The following is a 20,542-nucleotide window of genomic DNA, read 5'->3' as shown; positions in this document are numbered from 1 at the left end:
TATTATGAAGTGTCAGCGCTTAATCCAGCACAATCTCCATGCCGTCATACCCGGCTTCGATACCTGTCGGTAGCGGATTATGCATTAGCCACTCGTCGAACTGATGGCTGATGTGGGTCAGAATCACCCGTGGGCAGCGGATAACGTCATTGAGCGCAATCACGGTATTTACATCGCAGTGGTTGCGCGGCGGTTGCGTGCGCGGGGCATGGCTACAGTCGATGATCATCGCCTGCGGCTGATTGTTGCCCAGAAACGTCAGCGTTTTGTCGGGCAGCCCGGCGGTATCAGAGAGCCACGCCACGCGGCTGTACGCGGTTTCCAGCAGATAGCCAAACGTCAGCTTTGAGTGGTTGAGCGGCAGCGGTGTCACCTGTAACCCCTGCAAATCAAACACCACAAACGGTTCGACGGTGTGGCTAAAGTCGAGAATGCCGGGATGCTTAAACAGATCGTCGCAGCCCTGTTCATCCGGCGGCCCATATACCGGGATCGTTTTCCCCACGCCCCAGCGCAGCGGAAACAGTCCCTGCACATGATCCATATGGTAGTGGGTGAGCAGAAACTGGCGGAAGCTGCCGGCGGGCCAGTCGTCCATCAGATGCGGGATCCCCGCGTCGAGCAGCGTCACGGTATGGTTGAATTTGACCACGCCGCTGCAGGGGCGGCGGCGATATTGCGACTGTAAACGCGCCCGCTGGCAGGCGCGGCAGTCGCAGCCAAAAACCGGCACCAGCTGCGCGCCGCCAGTGCCGCTTAAAGTGATCGTTAAGCTCATTGTTGCTCCCCAGGTCATGTATAGCCGGATGGCGACGCAGGCGTCTTATCCGGCCTACGGGTCCGTGCGCTCTCAGGCATAAGAATGCTTACGTCCCATCAGTGTGAGCAATGTATTCACTGACTGTAGCAGACTACCGTCATTGTTTAGCGTATGGCAGTCCTCTGGCGCATAGCGGGCTGCACGTTCAAGACGGGCGACAATCTCCGTTTCATTTTCTCGCCCGCGCGCCAGTAAGCGCTGGCGCAACACGTCTTGTGATACCTGCAAACAGACCGGCAGCAGCGCCGCGCCGTAGCGTGATTTTGCCTGTGGCAGATGGGCGCGGGAGCCGTTTACCACCACATCAAACCCGGCGTGTAGCCAGAGGTCAATCTCCACGCCGACGCCGTAGTACAAGCCGTTGGCATGCCAGCTCAGCGCCAGCAGGTTCTGTCCGGCGCGGGTAAAAAACTCCTGTTCGCTCAGCGCAATATGGTTTTCATTCCCGGCGTTGGCGGCCCGGGTAATGTAACGATGCGCCACCAGCAGTTGCGCCTGTTCCTGCTGGCGGAGTTCGGCCAGCAGGCTGTCCTTACCGGAGCCGGACGGCCCCATCAGCCAGATCAGTTTTCCCATAGTCAGAACACCCTTTTTCCCTGCCGCCAGACGTGGTCGATATGCACGTGATCGCCTTTGCGGTGCGCCAGCACCAGATCCGCGCGTTTACCTTCAGCGATAACACCGCGATCGTCGAGATTCAGCGCCCGCGCCGGATTACGGGTCACCAGATGAATCGCCTGCGCCAGCGTGAAACGGTTGGCATCGTCGTCCGCTACACGAAACGCTGCGTCGAGCAGGCTGGCGGGGTAGTAATCAGAGGAGAGAATATCCAACAGCCCCAGTTCAGCCAGCTTATGCGCCGCGACGTTGCCGGAGTGCGAGCCGCCGCGCACGATATTGGGTGCGCCCATCAGCACATTCATGCCGTGCTGGCGTGAAGCCTCTGCGGCTGCAAAGGTGGTGGGAAACTCGGCGATCACGCTGCCAAGTTGATGTGATTCGAGAACATGGTCATGGGTAGCGTCGTCGTGGCTTGCCAGCGCAATATGGCGTTCGCGACACATCTGCGCGATGGCGGTCCGGTTGGGCTGCGACCAGCGTGCGGCGAGGGCCAACTGTTCTTCTTCGTAGCGGGCCATCTGCTCATCGGTAAGTGAATACTTGCCCTGATAATATTCCCGGTATTTTTCGCGGTTGGCGAACTGGCGCTGGCCCGGCGAGTGATCCATCAGTGAAACCAGCGTCACCGGTTCGCGCCCGACCAGTTTTTCAAACAGCGGTAGGGTGGTGTGGTGCGGCAGTTCGCAACGCAGATGCAGACGATGCTCGGCGCGGTTGACCCCGCGCTTCTGCGTTTCTTCCACCGCATTGATCATCTTTTCCAGATTTTCCAGGCGATCGCCGCCGTCGCGAACATCGCCAATCGCCACTGCATCCAGCACGGTGGTGATGCCGCTGGCGACCATTAGCGCGTCATGGCTGCTCATCGCCGAATGCGCGGGCCAATCCACCTTCGGGCGCGGGGTGAAGAATTTGTCGAGATTATCGGTGTGCAGTTCGATAAGCCCCGGCAGCAGCCAGCCACCTTCACCGTCCAGCGCCTCGGGCAGACGGCTCTGGCTTTCGGTAAAGGCGCGAATCACGCCGCCCTCCATTTCCAGCGATCCCTGTACCACTTCGTCTTCCAGCACCAGCTTTACGTTATTGATAATCATGCTGTGGTTCCCATCAGGTGCAAACGGTCCGCCACGCGGTCGCGAACGGTTTGATCGTGAAAAATACCGACAATTGCCGCGCCGCGCGCTTTGGCTTCTTCTATCAGTGCCACTACGGCGGCGCTGTTTTTGGCATCCAGCGACGCGGTGGGCTCATCGAGCAGTAAAATTGGGTAATCGACGATAAACCCGCGCGCAATGTTGACGCGCTGCTGCTCACCGCCGGAAAAGGTCGATGGGGCGAGATGCCACAGCGTTTCCGGGACGTTCAGACGTTCCAGCAGGCGCGCCGCTTTGGCCGCACACACGTCGCGGGAGACGCCCAGATCCAGCAGCGGTTGCATCACCACGTCCAGCGCCGAGACCCTGGGGATCACGCGCAGGAACTGGCTGACCCAGCCGATGGTGGAACGGCGCACTTCCAGCACTTTCCGCGCCGGAGCCTGCACCAGATCCACCCACTCGTCGCCGTGCTGAATATGAATATGGCCGGTGTCCGGCAGATAGTTGGCGTACAGCGAACGCAGCAGCGTTGATTTCCCACTGCCCGAGTGACCGTGCAGCACCACGCACTCACCGCTTTTTACGTCCAGAGTGGCGTTGTGCAACACCGGCAGGCGTACGCCGTTTTGCTGGTGCAGTACAAAGGTTTTACTGACATTTTCTACGCGGATCATTTGAGCCTCATGGTTCTTATTGCCGGATGGCGCTGCGCTTATCCGGCCTACAAAAAACGCACCTGTAGGCCGGATAAGGCGCAGCCGCCATCCGGCACAACAAAAAATCAGTTCTGCAACACCGACGACACCAGCAGTTGGGTGTACGGATGATGCGGATCATCGAGCACGCGGTCGGTTAATCCACTTTCCACCACCTGACCCTGTTTCATCACCAGTAAACGGTCTGCCAGCAGGCGCGCCACGCCCAAATCATGGGTGACAATCACCACGGCCAGATCCAGTTCCACCACCAGGCCGCGCAGCAGGTCCAGCAGTTTGGCCTGTACCGAGACGTCCAGCCCACCGGTGGGTTCATCCATAAATACCAGCCTGGGATGGGTGACGAGGTTGCGGGCAATCTGTAAACGTTGCTGCATGCCGCCGGAGAAGGTGGTGGGCAGATCGTCGATGCGCGAGGCGGGAATTTCGACGTCGGTCAGCCAGCGCTGCGCGGTAGCGCGAATGTCGCCATAGTGGCGTGCGCCGGTGGCCATCAGGCGTTCGCCGATATTACCGCCCGCCGAAACCTGACGGCGCAGGCCGTCCATCGGGTGCTGATGTACCACGCCCCATTCGGTGCGCAGCAGGCGGCGACGGTCGGCTTCGCTCATGGCGTACAGCGAACGGTTCTGATACACAATTTCGCCAGACTGCGGCGTCAGGCGCGAGGAAATCGACTTCAGCAGGGTTGTTTTGCCGGAACCGGACTCGCCCACAATGCCCAGCACTTCGCCAGGCCACAGGTCAAAAGAGACATCGCTGAAGCCTTTGCCCGGCGCGTAGAGATGGGTCAGGTTATTGACGGAAAGCAGCGGTTGCGTCATTGGCTAAGGGCCTCGCTCTGTTGGCGGCAGTAGTCGGTGTCGGAGCAGACAAACATCCGTTTGCCGCTGTCGTCGAGCACCACTTCGTCGAGATAGCTGTGGGTGGAACCGCAGATGGCGCAGGGTTCATCCCAGCTCTGCACGGTAAACGGGTGATCGTCGAAATCGAGGCTCTCGACTCGGGTATACGGCGGTACGGCGTAGATGCGTTTTTCACGCCCGGCCCCGAACAGCTGCAGCGCGGGCATCCTGTCCATTTTCGGGTTGTCGAATTTTGGGATGGGTGACGGATCCATCACGTAGCGCCCGTTGACCTTGACCGGATAGGCGTAGGTGGTGGCGATATGGCCGAAGCGGGCGATATCCTCATACAGCTTCACCTGCATCACGCCGTACTCTTCCAGCGCGTGCATGGTGCGGGTTTCCGTCTCGCGTGGCTCGATAAAGCGCAGCGGTTCGGGGATCGGCACCTGGAAAATAATAATCTGATCTTCCGTGAGCGGCGTTTCCGGGATGCGGTGACGGGTCTGAATAAGCGTCGCGTCGCAGGTCGCGTCGGTGGTGTTTACCCCGGTTACGTGCCTGAAGAAGTTGCGAATGGACACCGCGTTGGTGGTGTCATCCGCGCCCTGGTCGATGACCTTCAGCACGTCAGCTTCACCTATCACGCTGGCGGTAAGCTGAATACCGCCGGTGCCCCAGCCGTAGGGCATGGGCATTTCACGCCCGCCGAACGGCACCTGATACCCCGGAATGGCGACCGCTTTCAGCAGTGCCCGGCGGATCATGCGTTTCGTTTGTTCATCGAGATAAGCAAAATTGTAGCCGGAAAGATTAGCGGTCACGGACGGCCTCCTGTTGCAGGCGTTTGAGCAGTTCCAGCTCGGCCTGGAAATCGACGTAGTGGGGGAGTTTGAGGTGGGAAACAAAACCCGCCGCCTCGACGTTATCCGCATGCGCCAGCACGAACTCTTCGTCCTGCGCCGGTCCCGTGACCGTTTCATCGTAGTCGGGTGCCTGTAGGGCGCGGTCTATCAGCGCCATTGCCATCGCTTTGCGTTCGCTCATGCCGAACACCAGCCCGTAGCCGCGGGTAAAATGGGGAGAGTCATTTTCTGGCGCGACAAAGCCGTTCACCATTTCGCATTCGGTCATCAGCAGTTCGCCGACGTTTACCGCAAATCCCAGCTCTTCCGGTACTATTTCCAGCGCCACATAGCCGCTGCGGATCTCGGCGGCAAACGGGTGATTGCGCCCGTAGCCGCGTTGGGTGGAGTAAGCCAGCGCCAGCAGATACCCTTCGTCGCCGCGCATTAGCTGTTGCAGGCGCGAGGCGCGCGAGCAGGGGTACACCGGCGGCGTGCGGGTGATGTCATCGGGCTGAGCGCCGTCGTCCTCTTCGTGCTTCGCCAGCCCCTGATTTGCCAGCAGGGAGAAGACGTGCGGGGCGGCATCCTGTTCACTCTCCGCGGCGCGCAGCGGCGGCGTCTCGCCGTTGGCCAGCAGAGTGAAATCAAGCAGGCGGTGGGTATAGTCGTAAGTTGAACCCAGCAACTGCCCGCCGGGAATATCCTTGTAGACGGCGGAAATACGCCGTTCCAGGCGCATCTCTGCGCTGTTGACCGGCTCGCTCACCGCCAGTTTTGCCAGCGTCGTGCGGTAAGCGCGTAGCAAAAAGATGGCTTCAATGTTGTCGCCGCTGGCCTGCTTGAGCGCCAGTGCCGCCAGTTCACGGTCGGCGATACCGCCTTCAGTCATGACCCGGTCAACGGCGAGGTTCATCTGCTGTTCGATTTGCGCCACGCTCAGTTCGGCAATGTGCGCATCGCCCCGGCGTCGGTTCTCCTGCAGCGCGTGGGCGTTGGCTATTGCCTTCTCGCCCCCTTTGACGGCAACGTACATCAGCACACCTCCACGTGGGTGGTTCGCGGAATAGCCAGCAGCCGTTCGCCGCAGGTGAGGATCAGATCAATCCCCAGCGGGAACGGATGCGGGCGCTCGGTCAGTTCATGAATCAGGCATTCCGGTAATTGTGGGGCGATCATCCGTTCTTCGGCGATACCGGCCCCGGTCAGGCGCAGCATGCGTCCACCGCTTAAGCCCGCGATCTGTACAATCAGGGTCGCGCTGGTCTCTGGTGCTACGGCGGAACCGGAAGAGAGGGCGTTGAGCTGTTCGCTGCTAATGCGATTGTCGGCGATGGCAAAGGCCGCCTGCTGCGGTTGTTCTACCAGTGGGGCATTGGTGTGAAAACGCAGGTTCTGTCGGGCAATGTCGTTATCCATGGCTGGAGCCAGCCACACCGGGGTGTCACCGTCGACCAGGGTCAGCAGCACGCTGGTGGTCGCCAGACCCAGCGGCTGCCAGCCGTGTTTCAGCTGATGCAGGGCGACAATCACCCCCGGTTCGCTCATGGCTTTCAGCAGGCGACGAAAGCACTGCTGCGCATCCTGGACGGGTAAATTAAAGGCGCTCTGTAGTGCCGTAGATCGTGTCATGCGTTATCTCCGCGTACCAGTGTGAAGAAGTCGACCCGGCTGGCGTTGACTTCGGCACGGCGAGCGTTAATTAGCGCATCGCGTTCCGCTTCCAGCGGGGTAATTAAGGTTTCCATTACGCTCTGGAAATACGTCTGTTCCTGCAGCAGTGCGTCAATCACGGCGCACTGCTCGGCGTGGGGTTTGTTGCGTCCCAGCAGGTAGCTATAACCCAGCGTGCCGCTCTTCAGGCGTACGACGGCGCGCGTTATCGTGGTATCACCGGCAAAAAAACGGTTGCCGGTGCCGCCTATGCGGGCCTGGATCTGCATCAGCCCGCTTTCAGGTGCGCGGATAAGTTCATATTCTGGTGTCAGTTTCAGCGCGTTGACGCGCGCATTCAGGTCTTCAGCGTTGCTGTAAGCCAGCGCGCGCATCCAGCGCTGGCGGGTGGCGGTATCAAGGTGCATTCAGTGCTCCATGGTGAATTCGATCATGTCGGCGCGGGTCAGGCTGACGGAGTATTCCGTCGCGTGTTCTTCGCCTTCACGGTGGTTCAGGGTGCGCACGCACAGCAGCGGCGCCATGTTGGGGATTTCCAGTACCTTGCTCTCTTTGGCCTGCGCGCGGCGGGCGCTGATGCGTGTTTGCGTGCGCAGTAACATCAGACCCAACTGCTCGCGCAGGTAGTCGTGCAGTGAGCCGTGGTTAAAGCCCTGCAACAGCGGCCAGAGGGTGAGGTCGGAAAAATAGTGGTCGATAAGACAGAGCGCGATGCCGTTCACCCGGCGCAGGGTGCGCAAATGGATGACGTTGTCGCCCTCAGTGACGCTGAGCGCGTCGGCAATATGGCTCGAGGCCGGGCGCAGCACCGCCAGCAACTTCTCGCTGGTGGGATGGCTGCCCTGGTCCAGCAGGTTCTGACTGAAGCGCGCCTGGGCATTCAGTGGGTAATCGAACGGGCGCATCAGCACCAGCACGCCGACGCCCTGACGACGCTGCACCCAGCCGCGTTCGACCAACTGGTCAATGGCGCGGCGCAACGTGTGGCGGTTGACCGCGTAGCGGGCGGCAAGCTGATGCTCGGCCGGAAGGTAGTCACCGCAGCGATAATGTTGACGAAGCTCCTGCTCAAGTCTGGCGGCAATTTCCTGATAACGCGTCGGATAACTGGTCGGATGTGTAGACAAGTGCATAGCAATCAATGCCTCGCTGATTAGATGAAGTGCTTACGCAAACGCTGAGAGAGGAAATCCAGCAGGCTGACGGTGACGATGATTAACACCATCAGGGCGCAGGTTTGCTGGAACTGAAAGCCGCGAATCGCCTCCCATAACGTCACGCCGATGCCGCCTGCGCCAACCATGCCGACCACCGTGGCGGAGCGGACGTTGGACTCAAAGCGGTACAGCGAGTAGGAGATGAGCAGCGGCATGACCTGCGGTAGAACGCCGTAGAGGATCTCTTCAATTTTGTTAGCACCCGTGGCGCGAATGCCTTCGACCGGACCCGGCTCAATGGCTTCTACCGCCTCGGAAAGCAGTTTGGAGAGCACCCCGGTGGTGTGGATAAACAGCGCCATCACCCCGGCGAACGGCCCGAGACCGACCGCAACCACAAACAGCATGGCGAAGACCATTTCGTTGATGGCGCGGCAGGCGTCCATCAGGCGACGCATCGGCTGGTAAATCCACCACGGCACCAGGTTGTCGGCGCACATCAGGCCGAAAGGAATCGACAGCACCACGGCGAGGGCGGTCCCCCAGACGGCGATTTGCAGGGTGATGGCCATTTCGCTGAGATAGTCCTGCCACTGGCTGAAGTCCGGCGGGAAGAAGTCAGCGGCGAAGGTCGCCATATTGCCGGAATCCTCGATCAGCGTGAGTGGAGCCATTTCGGCCCCTTTCCACGAGACGACCAGCACGGCGAGAAGAATGGCCCAGCTCAGCAGCGAGAACCAGCTACGCTTGGGCGGGGCGACGGTGATGGTTTGCATATTTGGCTCCGTTGGAACAGATGTTTGCGTTGTAGGCCGGATAAGGTGTTTGCACCGCCATCCGGCATTTACGCGATTGCCTGATGGCGCTGCGCTTATCAGGCCTACAAATCACTGCACCGCTTTATTTACGCTGGTCATGGCACCCAGCGCGGCGGTCAGGCGGTCGAGATCATCCAGTTGTGCTTTAATCACCGAGGTTTTGCTGGTTTTCTCTTCCGCGTTCAGGCCCTTGTTGTCCTTCACGCCCTGCATCTCTTTAAACAGCGCCAGCTGGCGAATCGGTACCAGTTGCAGATCGCTGGAGGCACGGAACGGCGCCCAGCCCAGGCGTTCCAACGTGGCTTTCTCTTCCGGCGTTTTGCCATAGCTCATGAAGAAGTCGTACACCTTGTCCTTGGTGGTTTCGGAGAGGTTTTTGCGCCAGACGATCGGATCGCCTGGGATCAGCGGCGATTTCCAGATCACCTTCAGCGCGTTCAATTTTTCTGGTGCGGAGGTTTTTAACTTGTCGAGGTTTTCGGTGTTGTTGGTGGCAACATCCACCTGCTTGTTGGCGACGGCCAGGGCGTTGGTTTCATGCCCGGCGTTAACGGTGCGCTTGAAGTCGCTGGCAGCAATGTTGTTTTTCGCGAAGACGTAGTAACCGGGGACGAGGTAGCCCGAGGTGGAGTTTGGATCGCCGTTACCGAAGGTTAGATCCTTACGTTTGGCGATCAGATCGTTCAGGTTGTTGATCGGACTGTCTTTATTGACGATCAATACGCTCCAGTAACCCGGCGATCCGTCTGCTGCGACGGTCTGGGCGAAGACCTGTCCATTGGCGCGATCCACCGCTTCCATCGCCGAGAGGTTGCCGTACCAGGCGATATCGACTTTGTTAAAGCGCATGCCCTGGATGATCCCGGCGTAGTCCGGGGCGAAGAAGGCATTCACTTTTACGCCCAGCGATTTTTCCATGTCCTTCAGGAACGGTTCCCACTGTGGCTTCAGGTTTTGCTGTGATTCGGTCGAAATAATGCCAAAGTTCAGCGCTTTTTCCTGTTCTTCGGCATATGCCGGGCTTAAGAAGGTGCTGAGACTAAACATGCTGGTGAAGGCCAGCGCGGCAACTGTCTTATAACTCATTTCCATTCCTCATTGTGGGGATGTCAGGCAGCCTGTGCGTTCTGGTCGACGCGGTTCATGCTGCGGTAGAGATGGTCAAAACGATCGTTATCAAACTGCTGGCTGCTGCCGTCGTAGAAGACGTGCCCCTGGCGCAGCGCAACAATGCGTTCGCAGTAGCGCAGGGCGTAATCCACCTGATGCAGCGTGACCACGACGGTGATGCCGTCGGTCTGGTTAATGTCGCGCAGGGTGTCCATCACGATGCGTGCAGATTCCGGGTCCAGCGAGGCAATCGGCTCATCGGCGAGGATCACTTTTGCCTGTTGCATCAGGGCGCGGGCGATGGCGACGCGCTGCTGCTGTCCGCCGGAGAGCGTAGAAACGCGCTGGTAGGCAAAGTGCGCCATGCCAACGCGGGTCAGCGCCTGTAACGCCCGTTGCTTCTGCTGTGGCGTAAACCAGCTAAAACAGGTGCGCCAGAACGGCGTGCTGCCGAGCGCGCCAATCAGCACGTTCTCCAGCACGGTGAGACGGTTCACCAGATTGAACTGTTGGAAGATATAGCCCGTGTGGGCACGGCTTTTGCGGATGTCACGCGCCAGTCGGCCTTCACGTTGTACCGTGCGGCCTAATAGCTCGACGTGGCTACCTGGCGATTTATCACCGGTAATCAACCCGCTTAAATGACGTAAAAGGGTGGATTTGCCGGAACCTGATGGCCCAAGCAGAGCCACCATCTCACCGGAATGGATAGTCAGATCAACCGCATTCAGCGCCTGATGATGATTGAATGATTTGGAGAGTTTCTCGACGCGAATAACCGTTTGCATGATGCGGCCTCCCTAAAAAAGTGGCCCCATCGTGGCGGATTAATGTGACATTTTCGTTATGGGATGGTTACTCGAAGATGAAGAGTTGAGCGATATTTGATGACAGTACGGGAGGACAAGCCTCCCGTAGGATTACTCCGTGGGGGGCTGCTGCTGTTTGACGACGTTGATCATCCACGGCACACCGTACTGGTCGGTGACTTTACCGAAACCGTGCGCCCAGAATGTTTCCTGCCAGTCCATTTCGATTTGACCTGTTGCTGCCAGGTTGTCAAACCAGCGCTTCCCTTCGTTGACATCCTGCGTGTCGAGGACCAGCGTGAATCCGGAGTAATGGGCTTTTCCCGTCGCGACGCCGTCGCTCATCATGATGTCGCTGCCCGCAACACGCAGGTTGGCGTGGGCGATGGCGGTATCGGGGAATTTCATTCCAGAAGGGCAACCCTCTTCACTGTCCTGCGCCGACTGGGGCATTTCACCGAAGTTGATTTTGTAGAGCAGTTCTGCGCCCAGCGTCTGTTGGTAGTACGCAATGGCGTCAGCGCAGTTGCCTGCAAAAGAGATGTAGGGACTTAACGACATGATCTTTACCTCAGGTAAAAGAAGCCCGTTAAGTGTAGTTAGCGTAGGCCTGGTAAGCGAAGCGCCACCGGGCAATAAAAGGCCGGATGGCGACTAACGCCTTATCCGGCCAACAAAATTAGTTCTTTTTCACAAACTCGGATTTCAGTTTCATCGGTCCGAATCCATCAATCTTGCAATCGATGTTGTGGTCGCCTTCCACCAGGCGGATGTTTTTCACTTTGGTACCGATCTTCAGCATGGAAGAGCTACCTTTGACCTTCAGATCTTTCACGACGGTTACGCTGTCGCCGTCGGCCAGCAGATTACCGTTAGCGTCTTTCACGATCAGTTCGTCGCCGTCATGCGCGGGTTCAGCATCGTTCCATTCGTGAGCGCATTCCGGGCAGATGAACATGCCGTTATCTTCGTAGGTGTATTCGGAGTTGCATTGTGGGCAGTGTGGTAATGACATGTGGATTTCCTCAAAAGTCAGCAGGGGCAAAAGCGCCCAAAAAATGGCAGATTGCCGAAAAAGGCCGCAATTATACATAAAATCCCTGCGGTTGTCGGGACTACTGTCTGATTAAGCGCTGAGGCACGGCGCAGATAAAGGCCTCAATACCTGTACTTTCCACTACTTGCACGTTTGGCGGAATATTTTTTAAGGGAAATTGCTCCGCTTTGTTATTTAAGTTAAGGTGAGGCGAACCACCTGATATTCATTGATAACATGGCTCTCAGAATGGCTTAGTTATTGTAAGTGGATATCGCATCCCCCTTAATTTAGGTAGGGGAATTAAACTGGCATTTTTCAAAACTGAACTACTCTGTTTATCTTTCTTACTTATTACAGTAAGGGAGAGGCATCGGGCCAGCGGTTATAAAACAAATTTAATTTAATAATATCAATTAGTTATTTTGATTTTAATTATTTCCACACGTAATGATAAAAGCCGAAAATTCATAAATAAAAAGATTTGGCTGAATAAAAGTAAGATTATTTGCGTTAAGGAAAAATTTTCCATGTACACACAGACAATATATGAATTAAGTCAGGAAGCTGAACGCTTGCTGATGCTCTCTCTTGACCATCTCAGGCAGTTGAAAAAATTGCCGACGACGTCGTTGGATGATGTCGCGTTGAAAAAAGGTGAGCATAGCGGGCACGTACAGCCCCTGCATTTCACTGCGCGTGGCATGGATGTCCAGCAAGCAACGCTCAATAATGAGCTACGGAAGGTCACGCGTCTGGAAATGGTACTGGCCATTGTCGGCACGATGAAAGCGGGAAAGTCGACGACGATTAATGCGATTGTGGGGACGGAAGTGTTACCCAATCGTAATCGTCCGATGACGGCCCTGCCGACGCTGATCCGCCATACGCCAGGCCAGAAAGATCCGGTGTTGTATTTTTCTCATGTCGCGCCGATTGATGCCTTAATGAAAACCTTGCAGCAGCGTGTGCGCGAGTGCGATCGCCAGTCTCTTAGCCATGAGCTGGAAATTGATAAAGATATGAATACGCTGCTGCTGCGTATTGAAAACGGTGTGGCGTTCGAGCGCACCTATTTAGGTGCCGAACCTATTTTCCAGTGCCTCAAGAGCCTGAACGATCTGGTGCGTCTGTCAAAAGCGCTGGAGGTTGATTTTCCTTTTTCTGCGTACGCCGCCATTGAGCATATTCCGGTGATTGAGGTTGAGTTTGTGCATTTGGCCGGGCAGGCAAATTATCCGGGGCAGTTAACCCTGCTGGATACGCCGGGGCCGAATGAAGCCGGACAGCCGCACTTACAAAAGATGCTGAAGGAACAGCTGGCGCGGGCGTCTGCGGTACTGGCGGTGATGGACTATACCCAACTGAAGTCGATTTCGGATGAGGAAGTTCGCCAGGCGATCACCGCGGTGGGTAAATCGGTACCGCTGTATGCCCTGGTCAATAAATTCGATCAAAAAGACCGTAATAGCGATGATGAAGAGCAGGTGCGGGCGCTGATTTCTGGCACGTTGATGAAGGGCGGTATTACGCCTGAGCGTATTTATCCGGTGTCTTCCATGTGGGGGTATCTGGCGAACCGCGCACGTCATGAACTGATGACTCACGGGCGGCTGCCGGATCACCAGCAACAACGTTGGGTACAGGATTTTGCCGAAGCGGCGCTGGGTCGGCGTTGGCGTACCGCCGATCTGGATGATACCGAGCATATTCGGCATGCTGCCGATTTACTGTGGCAAGACTCGCTGTTTGAGCAGCCGATTCAGAATGTTATTTATGCCGCCTACGCGAATGCCTCGCTCTATGCGCTCCGCTCCGCGTCCCATAAGCTGTTGAACTATGCGCAAAGCGCACACGAATACCTTGAGTTTCGCTATCACGGATTAACGGTCGCGTGTGACAAGCTGCAGCTGAACATCGACCATATTGAAGAGGATATGCAGCAGATCCAGGTGAGTCAGGAGCAGGTCAGCGATGAGGTTAAACACGAAGTTGATCTGGCACTGGAGGCGACCACCGCGTTTCTCAATCAGCAGCAGGCTGAGATCCTGGGCAGTATCGATAGGCTGTTTGAAAAAGAAAGCGTGCTGAGAATGTCACGACGCGGTATGGGGGCGGGCGTTGCGGCGGCGGAAATGGCCGGAGAAATGCTGGTGCTGCATGATGAAGGGCAAGCGAAAATTGTGTTAGATAAAATTCGTTCCGCCTGTGAAGTCGTCCTGCTGGCGGCACAGGAGAGTATCAGCCGCGATTTAGCCCTGCGCTTTGAGCAACTTGAGTCGACGTTGTCGCGGGCGTTAAATGACGCCATACGACCCATTGAGCAGCGGGTGAAAGAGGAGTTAAGCCATGCCGGATTCCGTGCCCGGATCCGCTTTCCGGCGTTTCATTCGGCGATGTTTAACTTCAATACCCGCCAGTTGTTTAACGAAGCGATTGAGCAGGATACGCCGTTGGATGAAGGCACATCCTCCGCAGGCGGAGTGCGGGATACGTTCTCACGTTGGCTGAATCAGCCGAACTGGGGATGGAATGATGATGTCGCCGCAAAAACGCGGTACCTGATTGATATCAACGCACTGCACAACAGCCTTGGGCAGTACGTTACGCTGTTTTGCCAACAAATTCGTAAAGCTTTAGTGGCGCAGGTCGATATTTCTGTTACGGCTGGCATGGCGACGTTTTTTGCCGATTTTTCGCTGTGTCTGACGCAATTGCAGGCGAGCCTGCGTGAGAGTCTGATCCTGCGTCAGCAAAATGAATCTGCTGTGAGCGCATTGAGTGAACAACTGCAGCACCGTATTACGATTGCGTCATGGATTTATGAAGACTCCCGCTTGCTACGTGATGATATCCATACCCTTTTTGCAGCTGAGCATACATGACTAACGTGTTACTGGAAGGCCCCGGGCGGGCGCTGGAGTGCGTCTACCCAAAGTTTATGGTCGATCTGGTTCAGGGAGATGAAACCAAACGTTTCGGCGGTTTTCTGCAACAGCAGCAGCGTCTGCGCGCGCGCCTGACGCAGGAAGTATTATCCCAGACACAGCTGCGGGCGTGGGTTCTGGCGGGCGTCTCCAGCGAGCATCTGATGATGCGCCTGAAGCTGGTGGAAAAACTGGCGAGCATGATTGACCCCGGTCATCTGGCGCTGGTGCGTATTACCGAAGGATTGGCGTTCCTGCAAGAGACGGAACGTCCGCGCGGGCAATCCACGCCCGGCATTATGCAGCAGATCAATACGCTCTCCAGCTGGTTTAGCCAACGCAGTGCTTATAAAGAGAAGGCGCTGACGCAGCGCGGGCTGACCGTTCAGGCGGGTGAACACAGCGAACAAATTTTTACCCGTTGGCGGGCGGGGGCGTATGACGGCTGGTCGCTGCCGGGGCGTTGTTTTGTCGCGCTGGAAGAGCTGCGCTGGGGCGCGTTTGGTGATGCTTGTCGGCTGGGCAATGCCGATGTGGTGGCGATGCTCAAAGATAATCTACGCACTATGGCGACCCAGGCGCTGGCGCACAGTGTGAATGCCGCACCCACCACGCGTCATTATTATCATCAATGGCTCAGTTCACCTACCGCTGGGGGATCACGCGAGCATAACGATATGCTGAGTTGGTTGGGCGACTGGTGTGATATGGAGCAGCATCCGGTGAGCGGGTCGGTGACGCAGCGTTGGCAAAATGTGGCGCTGGGGATGCCGCGACTGTGTTCGGCGAAGCGACTGGTGGATGCGATGGTTGAGGAGATTTTTGCACCGTCCCCTCGCAGAGGCTGAGAAGGGACGGTGAGTACGCAGCGGACTTAGTGGTGTAACGAGTCTGCCGGCGCGGTTGTCGATTCTGTGACGACCGGTGTTTTGTTAAAACGTTTGGCGTACAGGGCGGTGATAATCGGGACCAGAATCGCCGTGACAATCACGCTGGCGGCAACCAACGCGGTAGCGGAGGCGGCAACCGGTTCAAATGCCGGGTTAATCTGGGCAATAATGACCGGGTTTGCTACTGCAGCACCGGCTGCAGAAGAAGCCGCTACGCCCGCCGTACCGTTCCCTCCACCAATCACACGGTCAGCAATAATCAGCGGGATACCGGTAATCACGATGACCGCGACACCCAGCAGGATACCCAGCAGACCGGTATCAACGATAACGCTCAGGTTAATGGTGTTCCCCAGTGCGAAACCGAAGAACGGAATCAGTACCGGCGTCGCTTTGCTGAAGAAAGTACGCAGGTCGTGATCCAGGTTACCCAACGTAAAACCAATCAGGAACGGTAATACGGCGCCAACGAAATGGTGTGGCTCAAAGGAGGCGAGACCTGCAGAACCCAGAATGACCATGGTCATCAGCGGGCCGGATTCCAGAGACATCAGGACAAATGCGCCGGACTCTTCTTTAGTACCGTACTGGTTCATCAGGCTGGCGTACAGACCGCCGTTGGTCATGTCCATTGCAGAGACAATTGCCAGGACGGAAAGACCCGCAAAGAATCCTGTTTGAATACCGGTATCAGGAATGAATGATGCGGCGATCATTGCCACTGCCCAGGCCACGGCGATTTTGGTTAATACCAGCGTACCGGACTTGCGTAATACCGTGCCGGTTGCCCGTAAATCAATAGAAGCACCAATACAAAAGAACCACACGGCCAGAATGGGAACGGTGCCGCTAATCATCCCTTTAGTAAATGAACCGAAATACGCACCGGTATCGGGAGCTAACGTATTTAACACCGCACCTAATAACAGAGGAATCAACATCATTCCGCCGGGGATGCGTTCAATCGTGGCCTTAATTTTCATAAACGTCCTCATATCTTATCGCCGATGATAAATGCGCAATAAAACAAAATATTATTTAAATTCAACATGTTATTCGTAAGTCTTAACAAAGAAAAAAAGCTATCTCTTTGTTTTTTAAAATCTAACGCGGCATACGTTGAGCATGTCATTGCCCCCAGGGATAGTGCGTCTGGAATTAGTGTGCATTCATAAGAACGATGATTCAATCAAAATAAAACAGCGTTTTAGTTATCTTCATCACATATTTCACGCAAAAATTCCTAAAGCTTCCGATTATTAAAAAACCTGTGAATAAGTTGTGACGGGATTAGGTGTTTTTTTGCCTGGCAGGGTAATAATGACGTTCGTGATTGTTGATGCTGAAAAGCGATTTTTACTTGTAGTAAATAGGGAATTAATCGCAACCCTGGTGTGTAAAAAAGTTGACTAAGAATGACCTTATTTACGCAGGTTGACGAAATGAAATACTATGTGTGAAGTTGATCACAGATTTAAACACTGTTAGGGTAAAGAGGTCATTAACCGCCCAATCAGGCGTCAACAGGTTCGGTTGTACTGCGCATTGCCGTTCAGTGTAAGTAAACCTGCTACGCTTGTTACAGGGATTGCGCCTGTGCATTCCCCGCTCGGCGATGACCTTAGCGCATGCTGCGTTGGGAGAGTCTCGTGCGCGACAGGGCTAAGTCTATGAGGACTGGTATGCTAAAAAGGAAAAAAATAAAACCCATTACGCTTCGCGACGTCACCATTATTGATGACGGTAAACTGCGAAAAGCCATTACCGCAGCGTCGCTGGGTAATGCGATGGAATGGTTCGATTTTGGCGTTTATGGATTTGTTGCTTACGCATTAGGTAAAGTGTTCTTTCCGGGGGCTGACCCCAGCGTGCAGATGGTTGCTGCACTCGCCACCTTCTCCGTTCCCTTTCTGATTCGACCGCTTGGCGGACTGTTCTTTGGTATGCTCGGCGATAAATACGGTCGCCAGAAGATCCTCGCTATCACCATTGTCATTATGTCGATAAGCACCTTCTGTATTGGGCTTATCCCGTCGTATGCCTCGATTGGTATCTGGGCGCCAATATTGCTGTTGCTGTGTAAGATGGCGCAGGGATTCTCGGTGGGCGGGGAATACACCGGTGCTTCGATTTTCGTCGCGGAATATTCCCCGGACCGTAAGCGCGGATTTATGGGCAGCTGGCTGGACTTTGGCTCGATTGCCGGGTTTGTGCTGGGTGCGGGCGTAGTCGTGCTGATCTCGACCGTCGTCGGTGAGGAAAACTTCCTTGAGTGGGGCTGGCGTATTCCGTTCTTTATCGCGCTGCCGTTAGGACTGATTGGTCTGTATCTGCGCCACGCGCTGGAAGAAACCCCGGCGTTTCAGCAGCATGTCGATAAGCTGGAACAGGGCGATCGCCAGGGGCTGCAGGAAGGGCCGAAGGTTTCGTTTAAAGAAATCGCCACTAAACACTGGCGTAGTCTGCTGGCGTGTACCGGTCTGGTGATTGCCACCAACGTCACCTATTACATGCTGCTCACCTACATGCCGAGCTATCTGTCGCATAACCTGCATTACTCTGAAGATCATGGTGTGCTGATTATTATCGCCATTATGATTGGTATGCTGTTTGTGCAACCGATAATGGGGCTGCTGAGTGACCGTTTCGGGCGTCGACCGTTTGTGATCATGGGCAGTATTGCGCTGTTTGTGCTGGCCATCCCGGCCTTCATCCTGATTAACAGTAACGTCATCGGCCTGATTTTTGCCGGTTTACTGATGCTGGCGGTGATCCTCAACTGCTTTACCGGGGTGATGGCGTCAACGTTACCGGCAATGTTCCCGACGCACATTCGTTACAGTGCGCTGGCTGCGGCATTTAATATTTCGGTACTGATTGCTGGTCTGACACCGACGCTGGCCGCCTGGCTGGTGGAAAGTTCGCAGAACCTGATGATGCCGGCTTACTATCTGATGGTGGTTGCGGTGGTCGGTTTAATTACCGGTATGACCATGAAAGAGACCGCTAACCAGCCGCTGAAAGGGGCGACGCCTGCCGCTTCGGATATTCAGGAAGCGAAAGAAATCCTCGGCGAGCACTACGATAATATCGAGCAGAAGATTGAAGATATCGATCAGGAAATTGCGGATTTGCAGGTTAAGCGTTCACGCCTGGTCCAGCAGCATCCGCGTATTGATGAGTAATCGTGTTATTGCCTGATGGCGCGCAGCTTTCAGGCCTACGGGTAGCGTTGTACTCAGTAGGCCGGATAAGGCGTTAGCCGCCATCCGGCGCGTGGCCTTAAGGTTGGCTTAATCTCTGTCAGGCAAACTCTCCTCCATACTATCGGAGGAGAGTGTCATGAAAACCCGTATCTATGAAAGTTTAACCACCGTGTGCAGCCTGCTGATTGTGAGCAGCTTTGTGTACGTGTGGGTGAGCTCTTACTGATCTTTCTCCAGTACTACGCTGGCTCGGGTGCCGGTAGCTCCCGTGCGATTTTGCAAAAAGAACTGCCCGCGATGGAGCTGGGTGATGCGGCTGACAATGCTCAGCCCCAGTCCAATACCGCCAAAACGACTGTCCATGCGCACAAACGCTTTGCTTAACTCCCCGCATTTACTTTCATCAATGCCCGGCCCTTCGTCTTCAATGACCATTTGCGCCTCCGGGTCAGTATGCAGGCTAATTCTAATATTACTGCCCTCCGGGCTGTAACGATGCGCATTTTCGACTAAGTTACGCAGCAGCATACGCAACAGCGTAACGTCGCCACGCACCACGACATCGGTAGCGCTCTCGGGTAATAGAAGCGTTTGTTGCCGCTGATCCAGCATGGTGCTGAGTTCATCGTAGGCAGGCAGTATGACGTCCTCCAGCAGTTTGACATGCTGGTAATTCCCCGCTGAAAACGACTGACCCACGCGGGCAAGCTGCAGCAGCTGCGACACGCAGTCCATCATTTGGTCTAAGCGGGCAATAAGCGGTGAAACGTCCACGTTGTGGGTTTTTGATAGTAATTCCAGGTGCAGGCGAACGCCAGATAACGGTGTGCGCAGCTCGTGAGCGACGTCGGCAGTAAACAGACGCTCATTGTCGAGAGTGTTGGTGAGTCGCGTCACCAGTTGATTCAGTGCCGTGACGACCGCCTGTATCTCAACGGTAGAGCTGCGGATCTCTATAGGGGTCAGGTTATCGGCCGTGCGCGCTTCTAACTCTTTTTGCAGGTTGGCAAGCGGGCGGGTGATCCGTCGCACTGCCTGATAGCAAATCAGCAGCGTCAGGCTGACCATAAAGAGACCGGGGACGATCAGGCTGGCGATGGCCTCGCGGATCTCATGCATGATGTGGCGATCGTTGTTACGGTTTTCGCGCAACGCCTGTTCGAACAGCTGTATTTGTTCGGTGCTTTCATGCCACAGCCAGAAGGTGCTAATCAGCTGAAAGACCACCAGAATCAGGCCGATCGTTATCATCAAACGATGGCGCAGCGGCAGCGGCTGTTTTAAATAACGTATCAGCTTCACTTAGTTTTCCTCAGTGGCGACCAGCATGTAGCCAAATCCCCTGACCGTGCGAATACGGGCTTTACCCACTTTATCGCGCAGATTATGAATGTGAACTTCCAGCGTATTGGTCGACGGTTCGTTATCCCAGCTGTAGATATCGTTATACAGGATTTCCCGGTGTACCGGGCTGCCCGCTTTGAGCATCAAGCGCGACAGCAGCGCGTACTCTTTCGGCGTTAAGATAACCTCTTGCCCGTCCATCCATACCTGGCGACGACCAATGTTCAGCGTCAGGTTACCGACAGTCAACTCGCTCTCGCCCTGATTGTTATGGCGGCGCAGCAAGGCCCGAATACGGGCATGCAGTTCTTCCAGCGCGAACGGTTTGACCAGATAGTCATCGGCACCGACGTCCAGCCCGGCAACCCGGTCTTTGAGCGTATCGCGGGCGGTGAGGATCAGCACCGGAATCGTGTATTTTTTCTGCCTGATGCGGTTGAGAAAGTGCAGGCCGTCTTCATCAGGTAAACCGAGATCCAGTACCACCAGACTATAATGCCCGGTCTCCAGACATTGCTCTGCGGCACGGGCGGTTGACACGCCGTCGCAGGCATAGCCTTCCGTTTGGGCGGCAAGGATCAGTCCCTGTAATAACAGCGTATCGTCTTCAACAATCAGAATTTTCAT

Annotated in this window: 22 protein-coding genes; 4 read left to right on the top strand and 18 right to left on the bottom strand. The window is 55.8% G+C overall.

What is annotated here, in order from left to right:
• Positions 1–19: 19 nt before the first annotated feature.
• The 15 genes from phnP to M2374_RS19545 all read right to left on the bottom strand — a co-directional run bounded on the left by phnP (position 20) and on the right by M2374_RS19545 (position 11,527).
• Entirely contained in the window at positions 20–778 is a 759-nt protein-coding gene (gene phnP / locus M2374_RS19615; protein ID WP_181688554.1) for a phosphonate metabolism protein PhnP, read from the bottom strand.
• A gap of 72 nt (positions 779–850) precedes the next feature.
• Positions 851–1,396: a ribose 1,5-bisphosphokinase gene (phnN, locus tag M2374_RS19610; RefSeq protein WP_096758664.1), complete on the bottom strand. Its 546-nt coding sequence runs from the start codon at positions 1,394–1,396 to the stop codon at positions 851–853.
• 2 nt (positions 1,397–1,398) lie between these two features.
• On the bottom strand, positions 1,399–2,535 hold the full coding sequence (gene phnM / locus M2374_RS19605; RefSeq protein WP_096758663.1) for an alpha-D-ribose 1-methylphosphonate 5-triphosphate diphosphatase: 1,137 nt from the start codon (positions 2,533–2,535) through the stop codon (positions 1,399–1,401).
• Positions 2,532–3,212 carry a phosphonate C-P lyase system protein PhnL gene (gene phnL / locus M2374_RS19600; protein WP_117343579.1) on the bottom strand — a complete coding sequence of 227 codons (681 nt, stop codon included), beginning with the start codon at positions 3,210–3,212 and terminating at the stop codon, positions 2,532–2,534. The genes phnM and phnL overlap by 4 nt, the downstream gene beginning before the upstream one ends.
• Before the next feature lie 107 nt (positions 3,213–3,319).
• Positions 3,320–4,078, bottom strand: a complete 759-nt coding sequence (phnK, locus tag M2374_RS19595; RefSeq protein ID WP_135912712.1) for a phosphonate C-P lyase system protein PhnK — start codon at positions 4,076–4,078, stop codon at positions 3,320–3,322.
• Positions 4,075–4,866 carry an alpha-D-ribose 1-methylphosphonate 5-phosphate C-P-lyase PhnJ gene (gene phnJ, locus M2374_RS19590; protein ID WP_137399228.1) on the bottom strand — a complete coding sequence of 264 codons (792 nt, stop codon included), beginning with the start codon at positions 4,864–4,866 and terminating at the stop codon, positions 4,075–4,077. The genes phnK and phnJ overlap by 4 nt, the downstream gene beginning before the upstream one ends.
• A gap of 46 nt (positions 4,867–4,912) precedes the next feature.
• Entirely contained in the window at positions 4,913–5,980 is a 1,068-nt protein-coding gene (locus M2374_RS19585) for a carbon-phosphorus lyase complex subunit PhnI (protein ID WP_181688553.1), read from the bottom strand.
• Positions 5,980–6,576, bottom strand: a complete 597-nt coding sequence (gene phnH, locus M2374_RS19580) for a phosphonate C-P lyase system protein PhnH (RefSeq protein ID WP_096758658.1) — start codon at positions 6,574–6,576, stop codon at positions 5,980–5,982. Before phnH ends, M2374_RS19585 begins: the two co-directional genes overlap by 1 nt.
• Positions 6,573–7,025 carry a phosphonate C-P lyase system protein PhnG gene (gene phnG, locus M2374_RS19575; RefSeq protein ID WP_115259670.1) on the bottom strand — a complete coding sequence of 151 codons (453 nt, stop codon included), beginning with the start codon at positions 7,023–7,025 and terminating at the stop codon, positions 6,573–6,575. Before phnG ends, phnH begins: the two co-directional genes overlap by 4 nt.
• Positions 7,026–7,751, bottom strand: a complete 726-nt coding sequence (gene phnF, locus M2374_RS19570) for a phosphonate metabolism transcriptional regulator PhnF (RefSeq protein ID WP_115259669.1) — start codon at positions 7,749–7,751, stop codon at positions 7,026–7,028. It abuts the gene before it with no gap.
• Between the two features lie 20 nt (positions 7,752–7,771).
• Positions 7,772–8,551, bottom strand: coding sequence for a phosphonate ABC transporter, permease protein PhnE (gene phnE, locus M2374_RS19565; protein ID WP_096758655.1), 780 nt, complete (start codon positions 8,549–8,551; stop codon positions 7,772–7,774).
• A 111-nt stretch (positions 8,552–8,662) separates the two neighbouring features.
• Entirely contained in the window at positions 8,663–9,679 is a 1,017-nt protein-coding gene (phnD, locus tag M2374_RS19560; RefSeq protein WP_153880539.1) for a phosphonate ABC transporter substrate-binding protein, read from the bottom strand.
• A gap of 23 nt (positions 9,680–9,702) precedes the next feature.
• Positions 9,703–10,491, bottom strand: a complete 789-nt coding sequence (gene phnC, locus M2374_RS19555) for a phosphonate ABC transporter ATP-binding protein (RefSeq protein WP_117343576.1) — start codon at positions 10,489–10,491, stop codon at positions 9,703–9,705.
• 132 nt (positions 10,492–10,623) lie between these two features.
• Positions 10,624–11,073 (bottom strand): VOC family metalloprotein YjdN, encoded by a 450-nt coding sequence (yjdN, locus tag M2374_RS19550; RefSeq protein ID WP_096758652.1) that lies wholly within the window; start codon positions 11,071–11,073, stop codon positions 10,624–10,626.
• 118 nt (positions 11,074–11,191) lie between these two features.
• The gene (locus tag M2374_RS19545; RefSeq protein ID WP_117343575.1) at positions 11,192–11,527 is read right to left on the bottom strand and encodes a zinc ribbon domain-containing protein YjdM; all 336 of its coding nucleotides are present in this window, start codon (positions 11,525–11,527) and stop codon (positions 11,192–11,194) included.
• A 551-nt stretch (positions 11,528–12,078) separates the two neighbouring features.
• Between M2374_RS19545 and crfC the strand changes: the two genes are divergently transcribed.
• A complete protein-coding gene (gene crfC / locus M2374_RS19540; protein ID WP_181688552.1) occupies positions 12,079–14,433 on the top strand; it encodes a clamp-binding protein CrfC in 2,355 nt (784 codons plus the stop codon).
• Complete coding sequence (locus M2374_RS19535; RefSeq protein WP_259155729.1) at positions 14,430–15,323, top strand: YjcZ-like family protein; 894 nt, start codon at positions 14,430–14,432, stop codon at positions 15,321–15,323. The genes crfC and M2374_RS19535 overlap by 4 nt, the downstream gene beginning before the upstream one ends.
• A 26-nt stretch (positions 15,324–15,349) precedes the next feature.
• Here the strand turns inward: M2374_RS19535 and kdgT are convergent, their stop codons facing one another.
• Positions 15,350–16,348 carry a 2-keto-3-deoxygluconate transporter gene (gene kdgT / locus M2374_RS19530; protein WP_096758648.1) on the bottom strand — a complete coding sequence of 333 codons (999 nt, stop codon included), beginning with the start codon at positions 16,346–16,348 and terminating at the stop codon, positions 15,350–15,352.
• Positions 16,349–17,047: 699 nt separating this feature from the next.
• On the opposite strand from kdgT, the gene proP reads away from it, so the two are divergent.
• A complete protein-coding gene (gene proP / locus M2374_RS19525; protein ID WP_115259664.1) occupies positions 17,048–18,550 on the top strand; it encodes a glycine betaine/L-proline transporter ProP in 1,503 nt (500 codons plus the stop codon).
• Positions 18,551–18,707: 157 nt separating this feature from the next.
• Positions 18,708–18,797 carry an LpxT activity modulator PmrR gene (gene pmrR / locus M2374_RS19520; protein WP_096758646.1) on the top strand — a complete coding sequence of 30 codons (90 nt, stop codon included), beginning with the start codon at positions 18,708–18,710 and terminating at the stop codon, positions 18,795–18,797.
• Here pmrR and pmrB read toward each other — a convergent pair.
• Both pmrB and pmrA read right to left on the bottom strand, forming a co-directional pair.
• Entirely contained in the window at positions 18,791–19,864 is a 1,074-nt protein-coding gene (gene pmrB, locus M2374_RS19515; RefSeq protein WP_170974747.1) for a two-component system sensor histidine kinase PmrB, read from the bottom strand. The genes pmrR and pmrB overlap by 7 nt on opposite strands.
• A 9-nt stretch (positions 19,865–19,873) precedes the next feature.
• On the bottom strand, positions 19,874–20,542 hold the full coding sequence (gene pmrA / locus M2374_RS19510; protein ID WP_115259662.1) for a two-component system response regulator PmrA: 669 nt from the start codon (positions 20,540–20,542) through the stop codon (positions 19,874–19,876).

This window comes from Citrobacter sp. JUb117, assembly GCF_024809055.1.
GTDB classification, from domain to species: domain Bacteria; phylum Pseudomonadota; class Gammaproteobacteria; order Enterobacterales; family Enterobacteriaceae; genus Citrobacter; species Citrobacter gillenii.
Note: the sequence above shows the minus strand (reverse complement) of the source record. Positions and strands in the feature narration are given on the sequence as shown.